Origin of the sequence: Asaia spathodeae NBRC 105894 (assembly GCF_025994195.1) — a bacterium.
Classification (GTDB): domain Bacteria; phylum Pseudomonadota; class Alphaproteobacteria; order Acetobacterales; family Acetobacteraceae; genus Asaia; species Asaia siamensis.
The window spans coordinates 447,763-468,482 of the sequence record NZ_BAPY01000005.1; the positions used below are offsets into that span (position 1 = coordinate 447,763).

Consider the following 20,720-nt stretch of genomic DNA (forward strand, 5'->3'; position numbering starts at 1 on the left):
CTCAGCAGGAAGGCACCGATGCAGAAAGATTTCTTCTACCAGACCCGGTTCGGTGCCAATCTTCAGAGCGACGGAACGACACGTTTCTCGCTCTGGGCGCCTTCGTGCCAGGCGGTCTCTCTTGAAATCGAAAATGACACGCCGCGTGCCATGGCGCGCGACGAGGAAGGCACTTTCACTCTTGTGACAGAGTGCCCGTCAGGCGCGCGCTACCGCTATCGGGTGCGCGATGATCTAGCCGTCCCGGACCCCGCCAGCAAAAGCCAGCCGGAGGGCGTTCACGGCCCGAGCGTCGTCACCGCACCCGCAGAGTATGCCTGGCAGACGCCACAATGGCAGGGACGCCCTTGGTGTGAAGCTGTCATTTACGAACTTCATGCAGGGCTGCTCGGTGGCTTCGAGGGCGTGCGCAACCGGCTGGACGAGCTCAAGACACTTGGCATTACTGCCATAGAGATCATGCCGATCAACAGCTTCGGCGGCACACGGAACTGGGGGTACGATGGCGTTCTGCCCTACGCCCCCACCAATGCCTATGGCGAGCCCGATGACCTCAAGCGACTTATCGATACCGCGCATCATAAAGGCCTGATGGTCATTCTCGACGTGGTCTACAACCATTTCGGCCCTGACGGTAATTTCCTGCACGACTACGCAAAGGATTTTTTCGACCACGAGAATAATTCCACCTGGGGCACAGGCATCGCTTTTGCCAAACCACAGGTGGCCGATTTTTTCATCGATAATGTGCTCTACTGGCTGATGGAATTCCGCTTCGACGGGGTTCGTATCGACGCCGCCTCGGCGATCACCGACCATGCCTGGTTCGGCAAACTGCGCGAGCGCGTTGCCTCGCAAGTCGAACAGGGGCGCCATGTCCATCTGATTCTCGAAAACGAGAACAACGATGCGGGCCTGCTGCGCGACGGCTTTACCGCCCAGTGGAATGATGACGGGCATAATGTGCTGCATGTCATGCTCACGGGTGAGACCGAGGGCTATTACGAGATGTTTGCCGAACACCCAACACGCATACTGGCCCGGGTCCTGCATGAGGGTTTCGCCTATCAGGGCGAGATCAACCCCTATTCCGGCAAAAAGCGTGGCATGCCGAGCGGTGATCTGCCCGCATCGAAATTCATCCTCTTCCTGCAGAACCACGATCAGACGGGCAATCGCGCTCTGGGTGAGCGCCTGATTTCGCTTGCCTCGCCCGATGCGCTGCACGCTGCCTTTGCGCTTTTGCTTCTGAGCCCGATGGTACCCATGCTGTTCATGGGAGAAGAATGGGGATGTCGTTCGCCCTTTCTCTTCTTCTGCGATTTTCATGATGATCTCGCAGATGCCGTTCGCGAAGGCAGACGCAAGGAATTTGCGAAGTTCTCGGCGTTTCAGGATCCGGAAAAGCGTAAGACCATCCCTGACCCCAATGCGCTTTCGACCTTCGACACGTCACGGCCCGATCGGGAAGAGAGAAATACGCTTGAAGGCCGTATCTGGCTCGATCGTACGCGCAGCCTGCTGGCATTGCGCCAACGCTGGCTCGCACCGTATCTGACCCAGGCACATAGCCTGAATGCGACTGTCATAGGCGACAAATCCGTGCTTGCCCGGTGGAAACTCGACAACGGTGCCATCCTGACCATCGCCCTCAATCTCTCCGATCACGAAACATGCAGGATCAGTGAGCCGGGCAAGCTTCTCTATAGCTCTGCAACCAGACGAGCAGTAGAAGAACTTCCTCCTGGCAGTCTCGTCGCCGGTCTGGAGTAATGCACATGAACCCCCTCCCCCTTACCGCTACACTTCGACTGCAATTTCATCGCGAGTTCACTTTCGATCAGGCCATCCCTCTCGTTCCGTATTTCAGGAAGCTGGGGATAAGTCATATCTATGCTTCACCGCTTCTCGCTTCCACACCTGGCTCAATGCATGGCTATGATACGATCGACTGCCATCGCATCGACCCCGACCGCGGCGGCATAGAGGGGCTGCGCCGACTGGTGGCAAGGCTGCGTCAGGAAGGCATGGGGCTGATTCTCGACATCGTTCCCAATCATATGGGTGTCGGCCCCGATAATGGCTGGTGGATGGATGTTCTGCGTCTCGGCCAGCGCAGCGCTTATGCCCAGCATTTCGACATCGACTGGCGCCCGGCGGATGTGAGCCTGCATCACAAGGTGCTTCTCCCTTTCCTGGGGGCGCCCCTCGGTGACGTTATCCATTCAGGCGAGCTGACGCTCGGCTTCGACGCAGCCAGCCATCACGCGGTACTGCATTACAGCGATCAGCGTTTTCCGCTCTCGCCGGAAAGCGAGAAAACACTGCTCGAAGAGGCCGGTCACGACAATGGCCGTCCTGTCGACGCAGATTTTCCGAATTCCGCTGCAGGCGAAGCCGTTCTGGACCGCCTCAAGACATTGCTGGACCATCACACCAAGGCCGGGCGGGCGCGTCTGCGTACACTCCTCGATGCCCAGCATTACCGCCTTGCCTGGTGGCGCGTTGCCGGTGATCTCATCAACTGGCGGCGCTTTTTCGATGTGACCTCCCTCGTCGCGTTGCGTATGGACCAGCGTGTCGTTTTCGATGACGCGCATCGTCTGGTGTTCGATCTGTATCGCGAGGGGCTGATCGACGGATTGCGCGTCGATCATGTCGATGGTCTTGCCCGTCCGGCCGAATATTGCACACGCCTGCGCGCACGGCTGGATACATTGCGTCGCGAACGCCCTGAATCCTTGCAGGAGCAGGCGCCGTTCTTCGTCGAGAAAATACTGCAGCGAAACGAGATCCTCCCCCTCGAATGGCCCGTCACAGGAACGACCGGCTATGATTTTCTCGAGCAGGTCGATCTCCTGCTGCACCATCCCAAAGGTGAAACACCGATCACCGAACTCTGGTCGGCATTCGGCCCGGCCGATTTCGAGGAAGTCGAGCAGACCGCACGCCACGAGAAGCTCGACACCTCTTTCGTCGGCGAATTCGAAACCCTGGTCGCATTGCTTGCAAAGGAATTTCCGCAGGAGCGCGACCTCACACCCCATGCCCTTGGCGCAGCGTTGCGTGCGGTTCTGACCGCCTTTCCGGTCTATCGCAGCTATTTTGCCGATGGGGGCGATTCAGGCGCCGATTTCCGCGCAATCGATCGGGCGCGCCTTGCGGCCCAGCACATGCTGCCCGCCTATCAGCACAATATTCTCGACCAGATCTGTCAGTATCTTGCCGATGCACGCATCGATACAGCAGAGCGTCAGGACATTCTCGAGCGTTTCGAACATCTGACAGCACCGCTCACCGCAAAGGCAGGCGAAGACACGGCATTTTATCGCTATGCCCGTCTGCTCTCCCGTAATGATGTCGGTTGTAGCCCTGACCGGTTTGCCGCCTCAGTGCTCCAGTTTCACACATCGAACAAGGAGCGCCTTGCCACTCATCCTCAGGCATTGCTGACGACAGCAACCCATGACCACAAACGGGGTGAGGATGGCCGTGCGAGACTGATGGTGCTGAGCGAGCCTGAGGCCGAATGGCCGCATACAGCACGACACTGGCTGGCCCACACAGAATCCCTTCTCGAAAAGACCTCTCACGGTCCGTCACCGGTTCCGGCAGATGCCTATTTCATTTTCCAGACGCTGATTTCCTCGTGGCCGCTGGAAAAGAGCGAGATGGCTGCCTACCCGGAGCGACTGGAGGCCTATCTCACCAAGGCACTGCGGGAAGCAGGCGAGCGCACGGGATGGAGTACGCCCGACGAGGCCTATGAAGAGGCCTGTCTGACCTTTGCCAAGGCGTGCGTGGGGGGTGAGTTCAGCGAGGAACTCACCACCTATATCAATCGGCTGGAAAACAGCGCTGCCCTCAACAGCCTCTCCCAGACATTGCTGCGCATGACCAGCCCAGGGGTGCCGGATCTGTATCAGGGTCGAGAGGGGTGGGATTTCAGCCTCGTCGACCCCGATAACCGCCGCCCGGTCGATTACGCAAAACTGTCGCAGGATCTGGAGAAGGGCGAAGGTTTCGCTGAGAGTTGCCATCACTGGAAAACGGGACGCGCCAAGCAGGCCCTTATCGAGACAGTTCTGGGCCTACGGCTAAGGCAGCCAAATCTGTTCGAAGCCGGGCGGTATCTGCCTGTGGCTGTCACGGGACCGCTTTCAGAGCATGTGATAGCCTTTGAACGTGAAAGCCCCGAGGGGGCTTATCTGGTCATCGCACCGCGCCTGACCATGGCCCTCTCCCCCAATAATGATCTGAGCACCGTCCATTCCGGCTGGGCGGAGACTCATCTTGCGGTTGAGGGCGAATGGGAGAGTCTGCTCCACCAATACACGAGCACGAAGGGCGAGGCATTCTCTCTCGCCTATCTTGATCGTGCCGTACCAATCGATGTTCTCTTCAAAAAATAGACAACAAATCACCCGCGAGAGAAAAGGGGAGATGGGGCAACCCTCTCCCCTTTTTTGATGAGTCCGGTCCGGTTCCCGAGGCCGGGTGAAGAATGGCCCACAATCGGCCATCTGTTCCATTTCAGCATCATTTTGCATCAATGCGATTTTCGATCACCCGCATTAGAAACTGCCTCTCATAAGGTGGCGTTCTATCGCCCCATAGATGAGGTGACGCGTGCATATTCTCCATATTGCGCTTGGCGGCTGCCTCCGCGCTCCTCCTATCACCTATGGCATCACCCCCGATACCGGCGGCCATATTGCGTATGTGCTCGGGGCAGCTCTCGCTCAGGAGCGCTGCCCCGAGGTCGATCGGATTACTATCGTAACAAGACGGTTCAGCAATGAGCGTCTTGGCGCGGTTCATGATCAGGAAATCGAACCTGTTTCCGACAAGATCACGATTGTCAGATTAGGTGCGCCGGGTGGTCCCTATTGCGAAAAGGAGGCGCTCTCCGCCCAGCTCCCTGCGCTTTCATATGCCCTGCGGCGGCTTCTGGCCCGACCCGACTACCGCCCTGACGTCGCTCATGTGCATTTTGCAGATGCCGCGTCTCTTGCGCTCTCCGTGCCGAAAAGCGAGCGCATTCCGGTCGTCTATACGCCTCATGCGCTCGGTATCGACAAGCTCCACTCTGGCGGGGCGGCATCTCCGGCACTGTATGACAGGATTGCCCTTGAGACATGCGCCATTCGTGACACTGACGCCCTGATTGTCTCGACACGAGATGAGGCCGATTGCCAGATCCCACGCTACGGCGTCTCAACAGCGAGGGGAAAAACACACATTATCTCCCCTGGGGTTCCCGCTCTGAATGACGTGGATGCCGAACACGGCGCAGGCTTCCTAAAAGGGAAGCTGACGCATCCGGAGCGGCCCCTCATCCTTGCCATTGCGCGCCCTGTCGAGAAGAAAAATCTAGCTACCCTTGCGACGCTATACGCGCAGGACACAGCCCTTCAGCGCAAGGCCAATCTCGTTATTCTGAGCGGGCAACACACGCTTCTCCATCCGGGAACGGAAGAAGCCGGGGTCGTGTCAAAGCTCAAGCAGATGCGGGCCCGTTATAGTCTCGATGGCTGCTTCGCGCTTCCCTCCAGCCATAGCCCCGATGATGTCGCGGGGCTCTATCGGCATGCTGCCGCATCGGGGGGTGTTTTCGTCAATCCCGCACGTCATGAACCCTTCGGTCTGACCCTACTGGAGGCCGCATCAGCAGGCCTTCCTGTCATAGCCACAAACCAGGGTGGTCCGGTGGATATTCTCAACCGGCTTGGCCATGGCCTTCTTGTTTCACCTGACTCGCCAGACGCTCTGAGGCTGGCGCTTCATCGTCTGCTGGACAGGCCAGAACTCCGACAGCACCTCGCCACAGCGGCAAGACGCGCAGCCCCTCTGCTTGACTGGGAGGCTTATGCCCGCGCCTCGATCGCAGTCTACCGCTCGCTTGCCCGGAAAAAACACGATCTGGCGCCTCGCGGCTTTGCGACCGGTTCTGGCCTGCCCCTCATTGAACCCGGTCACGCCGCCCTTTCAGGAACCGTCATATGACCAGACCTATCGGTTATTTCGTCCATCATCAGGGGCGCGGGCATGCCGAGAGATGCCTGTCGATCATCAACGCATTGCCGTCGTCGCGACCGGTCACGATATTCTGCGCACGCGATGATCTTTTCCCCGCGCTGCCGGCTCATGCCGAGCTGATACGGATCCCGTCGCTCTTCGAGGCAGACGGACACGAAAATGAGGCGCTGGCAGACATTCCGACCCCGCGCACCGTTCACTGCGCGCCTCTGGGCTGGCCGGGGATACGCAAGGCAATGGGGCAGATCGTCGCATGGTTTGTCGAGGCCAATCCCGCTCTAATGATCTGCGACGTTTCGGCCGAAATCGCTCAGCTCAGCAGATTATGCAGCGTGCCTCATATCAAGATCCTCCAGCATGGTGATCGCGATGATGAGGGGCATCAGGCAGCGTATGACGGCGCGATTGGCGTGCTGGCACCGTTTTCCGGCAAGCTCGCCCAGCCTGAGTGGTGTGGCGCGCTGCGCAACCGGATTTTTTTTGCAGGCGGTCTTGGCAAGGCGGACAGCCTTCCGGAAAGGGAGGTCGCCCGCCGACGCCTTGGACTCGATGACACGCGCGAAATCATTCTTGTCATGGCAGGCGGAGGCGGCACCGGCTTCACCGCAGCCCCTATCGCCGTCGGCGCGCGCACAAGGCCTGAAGCGCTCTGGATAACGATCGGCCCCATGGCGCGCGACTGGCACGCTACGGAACCGGGCAATCTGGTCCATCATGGTTGGGTCGAGCAGGCCGCAGACTATATCGCCGCAGCTGACTGCATCATTGCCAGCACAGGCAATACAACCTGCCAGCAAATCCTGGCGGCTGGCAAACCCTGGCTCGCCGTGCCGGAATGGCGGTATTTCGACGAGCAGCATCGCAAGGCGGAATGCCTCGCCGCCGCCGGGATGGCGACCATTCGCCCGCATCTCCCCAGCTCCGCCCAGGCCTGGTCGCGCGCGCTGACCGAAACCTACAGCCGCCACACCCCTGAAACCCAGCGCGCCGCCATCGACGACCAGCCTGCAGAACGCACCGCGCTCTGGATCGAAGGCCTGATCGCCCGTTTCTGGAATGACCACCCCACCCCTGTCCGTGAGACTCTCCTTCCATGAAAACCCTGTCTGTTCTGACCCTCGCAAAAGGACGGCCCGCGCATCTGGTCAACATGATGCTCGGGCTCGCACGGCAGAGCGTTCTGCCACACGAGTTCATCATCGCGGTCATGCAGGACACGCTCTACGACAATCTGCCCGAGATGCCTTTTCCGGTAAGGCAGGTGAAAATCGATCCTCTTGCCCTGCGTCTATCGGCTGCCCGCAACCGCGCCGCGTCACTCGCCAGCGGCGAGGCACTGGTTTTTCTGGATATCGATTGCATCCCGGCCCCTGATTGCCTGAGAGACTATCAGAAAGGCCTCATAGAATGTGACGGGCTTCTGATGGGCGAAGTCATGTACCTCCCGGCAGGCGCATCCCGGCCGGGCTGGACATATGCCGGGTTCGAACAGAATTGTGCCCGACACTCCGACAGGCGCGGACCGCCAGCAGAAGGCGTTGAAATCTGCTCGGATTATCGCTGTTTCTGGTCATTGAATTTCGCCATACGACGGGACAGCTTCATGGCGTCGGGCGGCTTTGACGAAACCTATGTCGGCTATGGTGGTGAGGATACGGACTACGCCAAAGGCTTTACCCTCTCCGGCGGGATGCTGGGTTGGCTCAAAGGCGCGCTTGTCTATCACCAGCACCATGCCCATCACATGCCACCGGTGCATCATCTGGAGACGGTGGTCAAAAACGCAGAGCGTTTCGAGGGCAAATGGGGCTATCGCACTATGGGCCACTGGCTGCATGCCTTCCGTCTCATGGGTCTGATAGACGATACTGCAGGGCGCCCTATCCGCATTCTGCGCCAACCCGATGAGGCAGATTTTACCCTGACCGGGCAGCAGAGCCATCAGCCCTATGCCAATACAGCTTCGGTCATTCGCATCCTGGAAGAGCGCACCGCCCCCCTCACCCAGAGCCTTGCGGCAGAATGAGCCCTCTGCGCATTGCGCTCGTCGCGCATCCGCGTCACCCGATCGCAGAACCCTTCAAGGGCGGGATGGAAGCCCATAGTTTTCATCTCGCCAAAGGGCTGATCGCACGGGGGCACGATGTCACCCTGTTCGCGGCTGGTGACAGCGATGCGCGCTTTACGATCGATCCTGTTCTGGATGTCCATTACGATCGCGATTTCCCCTGGGAGAATGCCCGGCCTGACCCCAGGCTCTATCCTGTTCTCGACAGGGCCTTCGCCTCGGCGTGTCCGCGCATTTTCAGCGATGCCTTCGACGTCGTGCACAATAATTCTCTCCATCGTTTCGTGATGCAGGGCGCCAAAAAGAGCGGTCTTCCCTGCGTCACATCCCTGCATGTGCCACCTTTCGAAGCCATTCACGGGGTGGTGCGTGACAGTCTCAGCCCTACCCACCGGGCCACGGTCACATCACAGCGACAGACATTGTGCTGGTGGCCCGAGGGAACGCCCGACACAGCCGAAATCGTTCATAACGGCATCGATCTCGCCCTTTGGCCATGGTCAGGGAAAGGCGGGGATCAGGCTCTGTGGTGTGGCCGGATCACGCCAAATAAAGGCCCGCACCACGCGATAAGAGCTGCGCGTCAATGCGGCATTGGGCTGAGGCTTTTCGGCGTCAAGGAAGATGACGCCTATTTTGACAGGGAAATCGCCCCGCTACTGGACGAGAAGATCGTCTATGGGGGCGTGCTGGACGGCGCAGGGCTGGCAGTACAGATGCGCGAGGCCGCCCTGCTGCTCTTCACGCCATGCTGGGATGAGCCGTTCGGGCTTGTGGCGGTTGAAGCCATGGCCAGTGGCCTGCCCGTTGCAGCTTTCGACCAGGGGGCTGCACGTGAGATCATCGGCGAAGAAGCCGGACGTTTTGCGCCCCCCAATGACCCTGTTGCCCTGGCTGCGGCCACCCTGGAGGCCCTCAAAATCGACCGGATCATTCCCCGGCGTCGCGTGGAGGAGCATTTCAGCCTCTCACGCATGGTCGACCGGTATGAAGCACTCTATGAGAAGGTCATCGCGTGCCACACACGGACGCACGCTGCTGCCTGACCTTCAAGCCTGAGATTTCAAAGCGCCGGTGAGGCTTCTGTGCTCAGGAAACGCTCATGTTATAGACGGCAAACATGGCCCAGAAGAGCGTACCGCCCAATGCCCAGTAATTGGTGTGGAAATGATCTTCCAGATCGACCGACGTTCCTGCAACGGCCCAGGCAAGGCAGACATGGAACATGAGCACACCCACCACCATGGCGATCATGCGATAGCGCAGGCGCCGCTGGGCGGATTCTTCCTGTGCGGCCAGCGAGGGATTAGCGAGTTCTGCGTTCATCCTGACTCTCCTTGAGAGAGGCGTCGGCGGTGAATGGTGCGTCCGCGGCGCCAAGCTTGATAAGCAACGCCGCCTGCCCTGCATGTCCGATGAGAGACATCCAGCTGGGGCAAAAGCGGCTGGTGCCCTATTCTATGGGGAGTTCTGACCCTCGGCGCAAGAAATTGTATGGATACGAAAAACCATACAAAAAAATCTTTATCGTATTCTCGATCAATTCAGCTCATACAAATGCATACAATATGACCCATGTGAAAAAACAATCGCCACGAAACCAAGTAAGTTATTGTTCTGGCTTTATTATTTTCTCTCTTTTTCGTGATCGTCTGCTCGGGATGTTTCAGATGAATTCGCGGTAAGCCAGTCTTTTCAAAGGCCGGTTCCTCGCCTCAGGCCCCCTCAGACAACGTCCGAAAATCCTTCTGCCGGGCGATATTCCAGCACAGAGCGCAGATTGGTCAGCGAATCCCGCAATTCGGAGAGGTCCGACGCGCTACCCAGCGCCATGCGCACCGCAGCCGGGGGATCACCACTCACGGTAAAGACCGAGCTGGGCACAAGGGCCAGACCCTGACGGCGGGCGAAAGCCACGAAATCGGCACTGCTCCACCATTCTGGCAAAGGCAGCCAGACATGGGGGCTCGGTGTTTTGTCGGGCGCCCGCGTACCAAGTATCTGGCGCATGACCATGTGGCGTTGTGTCAGCTCATCGCGAATGCTGCGCAGGCAGTGCTGTGCCAGGCCGGTCTCGATCCAGCGTGAAACGATGGCGTCGAGAATACCGGCCTTGGCCAGACAGATAGCTCTCACTCCCGAGGTGATGCGCCGGGTCATTTCTGCCCCCGGCAGCACGATATAGGCCGTGCGCAGACCAGGGCTCAGAACCTTCGACATGGTGGCGACATAGATCACCCTTGTCGGGTCGAGCATCGCCAGCGTCGGTGGAGGTGCCTTGAGCAGAAGACTATAGGGATCATCCTCGACGACGCTCATCTGAAAGCGTCGCGCAATGGCCAGAATGGCCTCACGGCGAGGCACCGACCATGTTGCCGTCGTGGGGTTCTGCAGTGTTGGCGTACAGTAGAGCACACGCGGGCGATGCCGGGCGCAAAGCTCTTCCAGCGCCTCGGGAATCATCCCTTCCTCATCCTGCTCTACGCCCAGCAGCACATAGCCGAACTGGGCGGCGATCGAGCGCATGCCGGGATAGGTGAAGAGATCGGTTACAATGGCCTCGCCCGGTCTCATGAGCGAACTCATGATGGCCGAAAGAGCCACCTGCGCGCCGGGCACGATCAGCATTTCACTGGCACGCCGCCTGCCCAGAACCGGCGCCAGCCACTGCATGCCCAGTTGCCTGTCCTGCAACGTACCGCCCGTCACGCGATATGACATGAGCGACTGCGCATCCTGCTGTTTGAAGATGGCGCCAATTTCACCCTGGATCATGGCCTGAATGCCCGGATCCTGGGGCAGAGGCGGCGAATTCATGGTCAGGTCAAGAACGCTTCCTCCCGCAACGCGCCAGGAACTACCGCCTGCATTGATCCTGACAAAAGTACCACGACCGACAGTGGCATCGAGCAGGCCGCGCTTCTGCGCCTCGGCAATGGCGCGCGTGACTGTGCTGAGATTGGTGCCAAGACGGGTGGCGATCACACGCTGTGGCGGCAGTTTTTCCCCTTCCTGCAACTCGCCCTTGCGTATGGACTGAGCAATGGCTTCGACAATCGCGAGATAAAGCGCGCCCGTATCGCGGCTGATCGCGATTTTCCATCCTTCGAGACAGGCTTCGGCCGCCATGCTGCTTCTCTCTCCCTTAGCGCCTATCCCGCTCTTCTAGCGCCCCTTGGCCCGGCCTGAAATGGCCCCGTCTGCGGACATTCCTGCAACCAGGATCACTCCGGGACAGAAATGTTGTCATGCCTTATTTAACTATAATTCATAGTTGTATTTTCAAATCAACGCATTTCACGTTGACATGCACCCACATATTGATTTGTTATAAAAGAATAACAACGCTCGGACGATGTGGAATCGTCTTCACACCACATTTCGCAAGGAAGTCGCCCGATGAGTTTTACCAATATTTTTAGTGATATAGGCAAGAGCGCTTCAGATCGTGACCGTAAGGGAACACGCCCCTACGATGCCGTTTCCGCCCTTGCTGAGGCAGGATTCGGCCGGTTGCGCCTTGGCAGGAACGAAGGCGGTTACGGGCTCAGCCTGTCGGAAAGCTTCGTGCAACTGCGCGAACTGGCGCGTGCGGATTCGAATCTACCCCAGATTTTCCGCGCCCATTTTGCCTTTGTCGAAACACTGCGCGCCGGCCTGCCCCAGGCCGAAACCTGGCAGGGCCTTGTCCGTGACAACAGAATCTTCGGCGCAGCCATGGCCGAGCGTGCCAACGAAACCAGCGTGACGACCGAGGTGACCCACGGACTGAACGGTCTCGTGCTCAATGGCCGCAAATATTATTCGACCGGCACACTTTATGCCGACTGGATCATTGTCTGGGCGACATTGGGCGGCGACAGAGTGCGTGTTCTGGTGCCCGCCACGGCAACCGGCGTCACGAGGCTGGATGACTGGGATGGTTTCGGCCAGCGCCTGACCGGCAGCGGCACGACCCTGTTCGATCAGGTCGCCCTCACCCCCGACCAGATCGTCGAGCGGGCCCCTGCCGATACGCCCCCCAGCCAGCCTTTTCTGGGTGCGTATTATCAGCAATTCCACAACACGACCCTGGCAGGCATTGCCCAGGCTGTGTTGCAGGATGCTCTGGCTTTTGTTCGCCCGCGCGAACGCGTTTTTGGCGTGCCGGGCAAGGTCAGCCAAAGACATGACCCTATCGTTCAGAGCGTGGTCGGCCGTCTGTCTTCCCTCGCCTATTCCACTGCTGTTCTGGCCGATCAGGGCGCAAGAGCCCTCGAAGCCATCGAACCGCTCTTTCTGGCGGGCGCGCATGACGACGATGCCATCGAGCAGGCGCAGGAGCAGATCTTCAAGGCGCAGCAGATCATCACCCAGCAGACACTCGAGGCAGCAACGACGCTTTTCGAGGTGGGTGGCGCCTCTGCCACGTCTGAATCGCTCGATCTCGACCGCCACTGGCGCAATGCCCGCACCCTTGCCTCGCACAACCCCGCCGCACAGCGCCAGCGCGAGCTTGGCGATGTGGCGCTGAACGGCACACGACTTTGGACACCCTATCGCGACGGTCTGCGCCGATTGGCCGAAACCCGTCGCGCCGGAGAAGCCGCATGACCTCTTCCTCGCGCCAGCCCTCTCATTCCAAGAGCGGCACCCTCAAGACCCTGCACGTCAATCTCTTCGAAATGGCCTGTGTGAGCCATATCGTGCATGGCATGTGGCGCGAGGAAAGCAATAACCGTCACCGCTTTGGCGAGATGGGCTATTGGCTCGATACAGCCAGACGCGCCGAAGCCGCCGGAATGGATGCGATCTTTCTGGCCGATGTGATCGGAATCTATGACCGTTTTGGCGGGCTCGATGCCTCTTTACGGCTTGGGCTGCAGATCCCGAATCTCGATCCGCTCTCCCTGATTCCGGCCATGGCTGCCGTTACCGAGACTTTGGGCTTTGCCGCCACATTTTCGACCACCTATGAGCCGCCTTTCGCCTTTGCCCGCAGGATGAGCACGCTCGATCTGCTGACCAACGGGCGCGTGGGGTGGAATGTCGTCACCTCCTACCTCCCCAACGCTGCCCGCAATTTCGGGCTCGATGGCGAGCTTGAGCATGACAGCCGTTATGATCGCGCCGATGAATATCTCGATGTTCTCTACAAGCTCTGGGAAGGGAGCTGGCAGGAAGACGCGGTGATTCAGGACCGCGAGTCAGACCGCTACACCGATCCCTCGCGTGTCCGTCATATCAACCATGAGGGGGCGCATTTTCGTGTCGAGGGGCCGCATCTGGTTCAGCCCACCCCCCAGCGTACGCCGGTTCTGTTTCAGGCGACCGGCTCATCACGCGGCCTCAAGACAGCTGCGCGCCATGCCGAAGCGATCTTCATAGGCGGACGCACACAGGAAGAGGTGCGCTCTCATATTGCCCGGACAAGAGCAGAAGCCGCAGCCCAGGGCCGAGATCCTGCCGAGCTGAAATTCTATGTGATGGCCGGTCTGATCGCTGGCCGTACGGAAGAAGAGGCACAGGCCAAGCTTGCCCGGTATCGCGCCTATTACAGCGTGGAAGGTGCGCTCGTTCATGCCCAGTCAGAAATCGATCTGCGCCAGTTCGATCCTGCCATCACCATTGGGCAGGCTCTGGCCGAGAGCGGGCGCAGCCTTGGCAATATGGGGCGCCGCTTCGGCACCGAACTGACGGTTGGCGCGGCACTCGAGCAGATTGCCAGCTTTGATGAGGGGCGGTTCTTCGCTGTCGGCACACCCGGGCAGATCGCCGATGCGCTCGAAATCTGGCTCGATGAAGACGGCATCGATGGCATCAACCTGCGCCAGTATCACAGCTCTGAAACGCTCGATGATTACGCAACCCTCATCGCGCCAGAGCTGCGTCGTCGGGGGCGCCTGCCTGCACCTGCCCAACCGGGCGAAACGCTGCGGCACCGCCTGACAGGGCGTGACCGCCTGCCGGACAGTCACCCTGCTGCAATTCAGCGCAGAAATTTTGCCCCGCCTCAGCCCCGCACCGAAACAGCTGCCCCCAATGCGAGCCCCTCGCCAGCAAACGCCCAGAATGCGAACGCCCAGAAAGAGAGCGCCCTGTCATGACCACGATCCCGTTCAACGCTACCCCTGAAAAAATCGCTGCGGGAGACAATGCTCCCGACAAGATCAATGTGCTGTGGTTTTTGCCGACCCATGGCGACAGCCGTTATCTGGGCACCAGTGAGGGCGGCAGGGCGGTCGATCTGCCTTATCTGCAGCAGATCGCCCGCGCTGCGGATTCACTCGGTTATTACGGCGTGCTGCTGCCGACGGGGCGCAGCTGCGAGGATAGCTGGGTCGTAGCTTCGGCGCTCGTCACCTCGACCGAACGTCTGAAATTTCTGGTGGCCGTGCGTCCGGGCCTGCAATCGCCGACGCTTGCTGCGCGGATGACGGCAACGCTTGACCGCCTCTCTGGCGGGCGGCTTCTGATCAATGTCGTGACGGGAGGAGACCCGCGAGAAAATGGCGGAGACGGCCTGTTCCATGATCATGCCACGCGCTACGCCATTACTGACGAGTTTCTCGACATCTACTCACGTCTGTTGCGTGGCGAGACAGTCGCCCATGACGGGACGCATTTCCGCATCGAAGACGGGCGGCTGCTCTTTCCGCCGCATCAGGAAAACGGTCCTCCGCTCTATTTCGGCGGTTCCTCCGATGTCGGCATCGATATTGCGGCGCGTCGTGTGCAGAAATATCTCACCTGGGGCGAACCTCCGGCGCTCGTGCGCGAGAAGATCAGCCGCGTCCGTGAGGAAGCCGCAAAAGCGGGGCGCGAAGTCAGCTTTGGCATCCGTTTTCATGTGATTGCCCGCGAGACGACGGCAGAAGCCTGGCGCGAGGCCGATCGCCTCATTTCCAAGCTCGATGACTCCACCATTGCCGAGGCGCAATCTGTCTTCTCCCGCCTCGATTCCGTAGGGCAGGCACGCATGAGCGCCCTGCATGGCGGCCGTCGCGACAAGCTGGAAATCAGCCCCAATCTCTGGGCTGGTGTCGGCCTTGTACGCGGCGGTGCAGGCACGGCGCTCGTGGGTGACCCGGCAACCATTGCCGAACGGATGGATGAATACAGACGCGCAGGGTGTGACAGTTTCATCCTCTCCGGCTATCCGCATCTCGAAGAAGCCTATCGCTTTGGCGAACTCGTTCTGCCGCTTCTGCCCACCGCTCATCCCGTGCGTGCGGCGCAGGCCAGCAGCAATATGGGGCCATTTGGTGAAACCATTGCCGGTAGCCACCGGCCAGGCCGGGTTTCCTCCTCATGACGGCCCAGTCAGACACCCGAACTCCGATCGTCATTATCGGTGGCGGCGCGACTGGCGCCATGGTCGCCTGGCATATTTTGCGCCTTCGCCCCGATCTGGGGCGTCATGGCGTGACCATTATCGAGCCGCGTGAGCAGCTCGGCGCAGGTCAGGCCTATGGCACCCATGACACGCAGCATCGCATCAACGTGCCTGCGTCGCGCATGAGCCTTCAGACGGCAAAGCCGTGCGATTTTCGCGACTGGCTCGACCTTGATGCCCTGGCCGCCGTCGACCCTGATGCTTTTCTGCCATCGGGCGATCTCTACCCCTCGCGCGCGCTGTTCGGCCGTTATCTGGCAGCACGTCTGGCCCCCTATCTGGAAACAGGGCGGCTACGCCATCTGCGCGGCACGGCAGAGGACGTGACACAGGAGGGGAAAGACTGGAAAATTGCCGTCAGCGAGGGGAGATCTCTTCTGGCGCGAAGGCTGGTGCTCGCCACCACGCATCCGGCCCCTTCCCTGCCAGCCCCTCTGGCGCCGCTGGCCCAGGAGCCACGGATCATTGGCAATCCGTGGCGTGACGATGCGCTGTCGCGCATAGCCCCGCAGGATCGCGTCGCCATTATCGGCACAGGGCTGACCATGGCCGATATCGTGGCAAGCCTGACGGCACGTGGCCATAGCGGCGAGATACTGGCTTTTTCCAGACGAGGACTACGCCCTCGCGCTCATGCGCCACAGGCTTCGGCCCTGTCGGACATATTGAGGCTGATCCCTTCCACGACGGCGCTCGGGCTACTGCAACGCATCCGCTCTGCGCTGCGCGAACACGCCGATCTCTCATGGCACGAGATCATCGATGCCGTGCGCAAGCAGGGGCGCGGCCTCTGGGGCGCCCTGAACGAGGTCGAGCGTCGCAGGCTGATACGCCATCTCCGCCCGTTCTGGGATGTTCATCGGTTTCGCATCGCCCCTCAGGTCGATCACATCCTGCAGACACGTCTCAATGAAGGACGCCTGACCCTCGGCGCAGCCCGCCTGCTGTCGGCAGAAGCCACAGCGGACGGGATTGTCCTGACCCTGAAAACACGAGGAGGCGCAGAAGAGACCCGCGTTGTCGATCATGTGGTCAACACGACAGGCCCCAATCATGCCGGGATCGTGCGCCATACGCCCTATCTGCGCGCACTGGCCGCAGCAGGGCTTCTCGAGGCCGATCCTGTCGGGCTCGGCCTTCATACCGGGGCCGATCATCATGCGCGTGTCGGCACGCGGAGCATCCCCGATCTGCTGATCGCAGGGCCGCTGTCACGCGGGCAGTTCGGTGAACTGATGGGCCTGCCAGAGGTAACGGAAAATGCGCAGTCAGTAGCGAGCGCCATCGCTTCTCTCGTGCCCCAGACACCACATGTCTTTTCGGATGAGGTGCGCTCATGAGTGCTCTGCCCCCCCAACCTGCCTCGCGCCCCGTCATTCGCTCGGCCGATGACATTGCCGCCCTGATCAATCAGGGGCCGACAGGCAGGGGTCATGCCAATATCATCGTCATGCTCGCGCTCGGCGGTGTGTTTCTCGACGCCTATGACCTGACGACCCTCTCCTACGGGATTGGCGACGTGCAGAAATATTTCGGCCTTTCCGGCTCCGAAACCGGCATGGTCGCGGCAGCCATGAGCGCCGGCACCATCATTGGCAGTCTGTCTGGCGGCTGGTTGACCGACCGCATCGGGCGCTATGCGGTGTTCATGGCCGATATGGCCTGCTTCGTCATTGCAGCCCTGGTTGCTGCTGCTGCGCCAACGGCCAGCATTCTGATTCTGGCGCGCTTTGCGATGGGGTTTGGCGTCGGGATGGATCTGCCTGTTGCGATGGCTTTTCTTTCCGAGTTCTCCAAGCTTTCGGGCAAGGGAAGCAAGGCCGGGCGCGCTGCTGCCTGGTGCCCCACCTGGTATGCGGCTTCTTCCGCCTGCTTTCTGATCGTCTTTGCGCTCAACGCGATCGTACCCGCCAGCCACCCCGACTGGCTGTGGCGTGCGTCGCTGGGTTTTGGCGCTGTGCCTGCGCTGATCATCATTCTGGTGCGTAGCCGCTACATGAGTGAATCGCCCATCTGGGCAGCACGTCATGGCGATCTGGAAAAAGCCGCTGCCATCCTGCGCAAGACCCATGGCATCGACCCTGTGCTTCAGGTGGCGGTCAAACCACAGCCCGTGCCATCGCCGGGCATCATGGCCCTGCTGCGTGCGCCGCTGCTGCGACGGACGATCCTTGTGATCGGCATGAAAATCGTCAGCGCCACGTCTTATGCCGCCATTGCCTTTGGCGCACCGAGCCTGCTCAGCACCATGCTGCATCTGGACCGCACCCAGGTACTGGCGGTTTCTATTGCCCTCAATCTGGTGTTTGCCCTCAGCGGCGGGCTGCTGGGCGTACGTCTGACACGCTCTTTCGGCTCACGCCCCATCACGCTGGCCGGTTATGCGCTGCAATGTGTCGGCATTCTGCTTCTGGCGCTTGTCGGCACGCCCCATTCCACGCTCGGTATCGTGCTGGTCATGACAGGGTTTGCGGCCTTTCTGTTTGCTCAGGGTTTCGGCCCCGGCTGCCAGCAGATGGTGTATCCGACGCTCAGCTATCCGACCGAACTGCGTGGCACGGGAATTGGCTTTACCAATTTCGTGGCCGGGTTTGCCGGAACATTGAGCATGTGGGCGCTGCCCTCGGCCTTCACCTCGATGGGCACGACGATTTTCTGGGTCATTCTGATTGCCCCGGTTGTTGGCATAGCGCTCCATCTTGTCCTGCGCTGGGAGGTGTTTGGCTATGACGCCGATAGCGACAAGGCGCTGGAACGCGCCCTCGACACCGCTCGTCGTTCCCTGCCGCATGAAACGCTCTGCCCCTCAGGACGCAGCGTGTGACTCATCGCTGTGGCGCGGCCGTTTTTCACCCGGCCGCGCCCTGCTCATCCAGAACCAGTTCCAGCCGGAAAAGCTGACATGATGAAAAACTGCGTCTCTCCGATTTTCGCCGCCCGGTCACGATGTTCGTCCGCGCCCTCTCCCCTGATCTCTACTCATCGCCCGAACGGACATCGCCCCAATGAAACGCCGCCACCGAACTGATTTTCTCTCCTCACGACGCGCTCTTATCGGCGCCAATTCGCTGGTGCTTCTCACCGGCATGAGCCTGCTCCCCCATGAAGGCGCCTTTGCCGCCGAACTGGCCTCGAAAGACACCGGCAAGACACGTCATGCCGCGCCGACCCGCGCCGCAGCCAGGCCCGCAGGCAACAAGCCCACCCTCAAACCCTCGACCGAATCCATCACCGTTTCACAGCAACGTCTCTCTCCTGCCGCAGCGGCCTCGCGCCAGCTCGACACGGTGCCCGGCGGGGTATCGGTGATCAATTCGAAAGAAGTGCTGCGCAGCCGCAATCTGACCAATGCCGATATCCTGGCATTTCAGCCGGGCGTTTTCGCCCAGAGCTCCGGTGGTGGTGACGGATTGCGCCTTTCCATTCGCGGCTCGGGTATCCAGACAGGTACGAATTATTTTCGCTCGGGCATTCTGATGATGTTCGACGGTCTGCCAGTCACGACCCCGGCAGGAACGCCCTACGAATTATTCGAGACACTCGGCATCCAGTACACCGAAGTACTGCGCGGCGCGAATGCCTTCGATTACGGTGGTGTGCAGCTGGGCGGCGCCATCAATTACGTTACCCCGACAGGCTATACAGCCGACCATTATCAGGCCCGTGTCGAGGCAGGCAGCTTCAACTACAACAAGCAGCAGATCAGCTCTGGCGCGGTCATTGGCAAATCCGATTATTATATCAGCATCACCAAATCCTATCGTGGCGGGTATCAGGCCCAGACAGCGGCGAGCAGCTTTGGCGTGAATGCCAATTATGGCTATCGCTTCAACGACAATGTCTCGACACGACTGTTCTTTCGCTATCGCCAGACGCAGAACGGCTATCCCGGCTATTTGACGCGTGACCAGATCGAAACCAATCCCAAACAGGCGCAGGCGCTCTACGCCACACTGCATGGCCATCGCATTCAGCCAGGCAGCAAATTCTATGGCGATATGACGACCATACGCATCGATGACAAATCGAAGCTCGAACTCGGTTTCGACTATCAGGATGCACCAATCGATATCCAGAACACGGCAACCGCCCAGCGCTGGGGCTACAAGACCGTTGCAGGCGTGGTACGCTACAGCCGTAACGACAAGCTCTGGGGTCATAAGAGCGAGACGCTTTTCGGCATCGACACCTATACCGATCTCGAAGCCTGGCAGACCAACCGCTCGCGCACCACAACCGGCATTTATGCCAAGATCCCCTTCGGCACTGTCCTGCGCCATTCGGATTACGGCGGCACCGATAATTACTTCCACATCCGGAACAATTTCGAGCTCTTCCATAATTTCTGGCTGACCGCTGCAGGTGCGCTCGATTTCGTACAGCGCTCGATGGATGTGGCCTATCCGACGACGAGTTCGGTCAGCACATCCGGGCTTGGCTTCACCCCGCGTGGTGGCTTTCGCTACGTCATTTCGCCGCATGTATCGATCTATGGCAATGTGAGCCGCAGCTTTCAGCCACCCAATGACTGGCAGCTTCTCTCTGGCGCTCTTTACACCTCCGGCCCGGCGCAGGGGCTCAATGCCTCAGGCGTCAAGCTGGATAACCAGACAGCCACGACCTATGAAGCAGGCACACGCGGCGAGTGGAAGAACAACCGCTGGAGCGTTTCCTATTACTATTCCGACGTGCGCAATGAACTGCTGACGGTCATGACACCACTCTCGCAGCTTTACGGCGCGACCACCTACTCCAACGCCAGCCCGACGACACATCAGGGCGTCGAGGCCTCGCTCGAGACCGATCTTATCAAATGGTCTGGCGGCAAGCTGGGCCTGCGTCAGTCCTACACGTGGCAGGATTTCCATTTCAAACACGACGCCGTCTTTGGCCGCAACGCGCTGCCGGGCATTCCGGCCCATTTCTATCAGGGCGAGATACGCCTCGACCTGAAGAACGGGCTCTATGCCAATTTCAATACGCAGGTATCGTCGAAGGTCTCAGGGTCATATGACGACACGTATTTTGCGCCGTCCTATCATATCTTCAACACGACCATAGGCTATGACTGGCCGCACAAGCATCGTCAGGTTTTCCTGTCGTTCAACAATCTCGCCAACACCCATTACGCCTCCATCGTCGTGCCGGGCTATATCGCGGCGGGCAAACAGCTAGCCGCCTTCCAGCCGGGCGACGGATTTGGCGTGTTCGCCGGGGTCTCGGCAGGGTTTAACTGAA

Annotated in this window: 14 protein-coding genes; 12 read left to right on the top strand and 2 right to left on the bottom strand. The window is 59.9% G+C overall.

The annotated features are described in order from the left end of the window. Nucleotides 1–18: 18 nt before the first annotated feature. The 6 genes from treZ to AA105894_RS06475 all read left to right on the top strand — a co-directional run bounded on the left by treZ (nt 19) and on the right by AA105894_RS06475 (nt 9,153). Complete coding sequence (treZ, locus tag AA105894_RS06450; protein ID WP_267310965.1) at nt 19–1,773, top strand: malto-oligosyltrehalose trehalohydrolase; 1,755 nt, start codon at nt 19–21, stop codon at nt 1,771–1,773. 5 nt (nt 1,774–1,778) lie between these two features. Beyond that, nucleotides 1,779–4,412, top strand: coding sequence for a malto-oligosyltrehalose synthase (gene treY / locus AA105894_RS06455; RefSeq protein WP_267310966.1), 2,634 nt, complete (start codon nt 1,779–1,781; stop codon nt 4,410–4,412). Nucleotides 4,413–4,629: 217 nt separating this feature from the next. After that, the gene (locus AA105894_RS06460) at nt 4,630–6,006 is read left to right on the top strand and encodes a glycosyltransferase (protein ID WP_267310967.1); all 1,377 of its coding nucleotides are present in this window, start codon (nt 4,630–4,632) and stop codon (nt 6,004–6,006) included. Further along, nucleotides 6,003–7,136, top strand: coding sequence for a hypothetical protein (locus AA105894_RS06465; protein WP_267310968.1), 1,134 nt, complete (start codon nt 6,003–6,005; stop codon nt 7,134–7,136). The genes AA105894_RS06460 and AA105894_RS06465 overlap by 4 nt, the downstream gene beginning before the upstream one ends. Next, nucleotides 7,133–8,065 (top strand): galactosyltransferase-related protein, encoded by a 933-nt coding sequence (locus AA105894_RS06470; RefSeq protein WP_267310969.1) that lies wholly within the window; start codon nt 7,133–7,135, stop codon nt 8,063–8,065. Before AA105894_RS06465 ends, AA105894_RS06470 begins: the two co-directional genes overlap by 4 nt. Then, entirely contained in the window at nt 8,062–9,153 is a 1,092-nt protein-coding gene (locus tag AA105894_RS06475; protein ID WP_267310970.1) for a glycosyltransferase, read from the top strand. Before AA105894_RS06470 ends, AA105894_RS06475 begins: the two co-directional genes overlap by 4 nt. Before the next feature lie 43 nt (nt 9,154–9,196). Here the strand turns inward: AA105894_RS06475 and AA105894_RS06480 are convergent, their stop codons facing one another. After that, nucleotides 9,197–9,433, bottom strand: a complete 237-nt coding sequence (locus AA105894_RS06480; RefSeq protein WP_188424577.1) for a hypothetical protein — start codon at nt 9,431–9,433, stop codon at nt 9,197–9,199. Nucleotides 9,434–9,832: 399 nt separating this feature from the next. Then, entirely contained in the window at nt 9,833–11,236 is a 1,404-nt protein-coding gene (locus AA105894_RS06485; protein ID WP_267310971.1) for an aminotransferase-like domain-containing protein, read from the bottom strand. A gap of 270 nt (nt 11,237–11,506) precedes the next feature. Here AA105894_RS06485 and AA105894_RS06490 point away from each other — a divergent pair, with 270 nt between their 5' ends. The 6 genes from AA105894_RS06490 to AA105894_RS06515 all read left to right on the top strand — a co-directional run bounded on the left by AA105894_RS06490 (nt 11,507) and on the right by AA105894_RS06515 (nt 20,719). Next, on the top strand, nt 11,507–12,700 hold the full coding sequence (locus AA105894_RS06490) for an acyl-CoA dehydrogenase family protein (RefSeq protein ID WP_267310972.1): 1,194 nt from the start codon (nt 11,507–11,509) through the stop codon (nt 12,698–12,700). 71 nt (nt 12,701–12,771) lie between these two features. Further along, on the top strand, nt 12,772–14,193 hold the full coding sequence (locus AA105894_RS06495) for an NtaA/DmoA family FMN-dependent monooxygenase (RefSeq protein WP_267311050.1): 1,422 nt from the start codon (nt 12,772–12,774) through the stop codon (nt 14,191–14,193). After that, the gene (ssuD, locus tag AA105894_RS06500) at nt 14,190–15,401 is read left to right on the top strand and encodes an FMNH2-dependent alkanesulfonate monooxygenase (protein WP_267310973.1); all 1,212 of its coding nucleotides are present in this window, start codon (nt 14,190–14,192) and stop codon (nt 15,399–15,401) included. Before AA105894_RS06495 ends, ssuD begins: the two co-directional genes overlap by 4 nt. Further along, entirely contained in the window at nt 15,398–16,822 is a 1,425-nt protein-coding gene (locus tag AA105894_RS06505; protein ID WP_267310974.1) for an FAD/NAD(P)-binding protein, read from the top strand. The genes ssuD and AA105894_RS06505 overlap by 4 nt, the downstream gene beginning before the upstream one ends. Further along, the gene (locus tag AA105894_RS06510) at nt 16,819–18,306 is read left to right on the top strand and encodes an MFS transporter (protein WP_267310975.1); all 1,488 of its coding nucleotides are present in this window, start codon (nt 16,819–16,821) and stop codon (nt 18,304–18,306) included. Before AA105894_RS06505 ends, AA105894_RS06510 begins: the two co-directional genes overlap by 4 nt. A gap of 181 nt (nt 18,307–18,487) precedes the next feature. Next, nucleotides 18,488–20,719 (top strand): TonB-dependent receptor family protein, encoded by a 2,232-nt coding sequence (locus AA105894_RS06515; protein WP_373316740.1) that lies wholly within the window; start codon nt 18,488–18,490, stop codon nt 20,717–20,719. The last annotated feature ends 1 nt before the right edge of the window (nt 20,720 follow it).

What these genes read in the sequence shown, in the direction of transcription:
- treZ (WP_267310965.1), top strand. Translation starts at nt 19, where the DNA reads ATGCAGAAAGATTTCTTCTACCAGACCCGGTTCGGTGCCAATCTTCAG.
- treY (WP_267310966.1), top strand. Translation starts at nt 1,779, where the DNA reads ATGAACCCCCTCCCCCTTACCGCTACACTTCGACTGCAATTTCATCGC.
- AA105894_RS06465 (WP_267310968.1), top strand. Translation starts at nt 6,003, where the DNA reads ATGACCAGACCTATCGGTTATTTCGTCCATCATCAGGGGCGCGGGCAT.
- AA105894_RS06470 (WP_267310969.1), top strand. Translation starts at nt 7,133, where the DNA reads ATGAAAACCCTGTCTGTTCTGACCCTCGCAAAAGGACGGCCCGCGCAT.
- AA105894_RS06475 (WP_267310970.1), top strand. Translation starts at nt 8,062, where the DNA reads ATGAGCCCTCTGCGCATTGCGCTCGTCGCGCATCCGCGTCACCCGATC.
- AA105894_RS06480 (WP_188424577.1), bottom strand. Translation starts at nt 9,433, where the DNA reads ATGAACGCAGAACTCGCTAATCCCTCGCTGGCCGCACAGGAAGAATCC.
- AA105894_RS06485 (WP_267310971.1), bottom strand. Translation starts at nt 11,236, where the DNA reads ATGGCGGCCGAAGCCTGTCTCGAAGGATGGAAAATCGCGATCAGCCGC.
- AA105894_RS06490 (WP_267310972.1), top strand. Translation starts at nt 11,507, where the DNA reads ATGAGTTTTACCAATATTTTTAGTGATATAGGCAAGAGCGCTTCAGAT.
- AA105894_RS06495 (WP_267311050.1), top strand. Translation starts at nt 12,772, where the DNA reads ATGGCCTGTGTGAGCCATATCGTGCATGGCATGTGGCGCGAGGAAAGC.
- ssuD (WP_267310973.1), top strand. Translation starts at nt 14,190, where the DNA reads ATGACCACGATCCCGTTCAACGCTACCCCTGAAAAAATCGCTGCGGGA.
- AA105894_RS06505 (WP_267310974.1), top strand. Translation starts at nt 15,398, where the DNA reads ATGACGGCCCAGTCAGACACCCGAACTCCGATCGTCATTATCGGTGGC.
- AA105894_RS06510 (WP_267310975.1), top strand. Translation starts at nt 16,819, where the DNA reads ATGAGTGCTCTGCCCCCCCAACCTGCCTCGCGCCCCGTCATTCGCTCG.
- AA105894_RS06515 (WP_373316740.1), top strand. Translation starts at nt 18,488, where the DNA reads ATGAAACGCCGCCACCGAACTGATTTTCTCTCCTCACGACGCGCTCTT.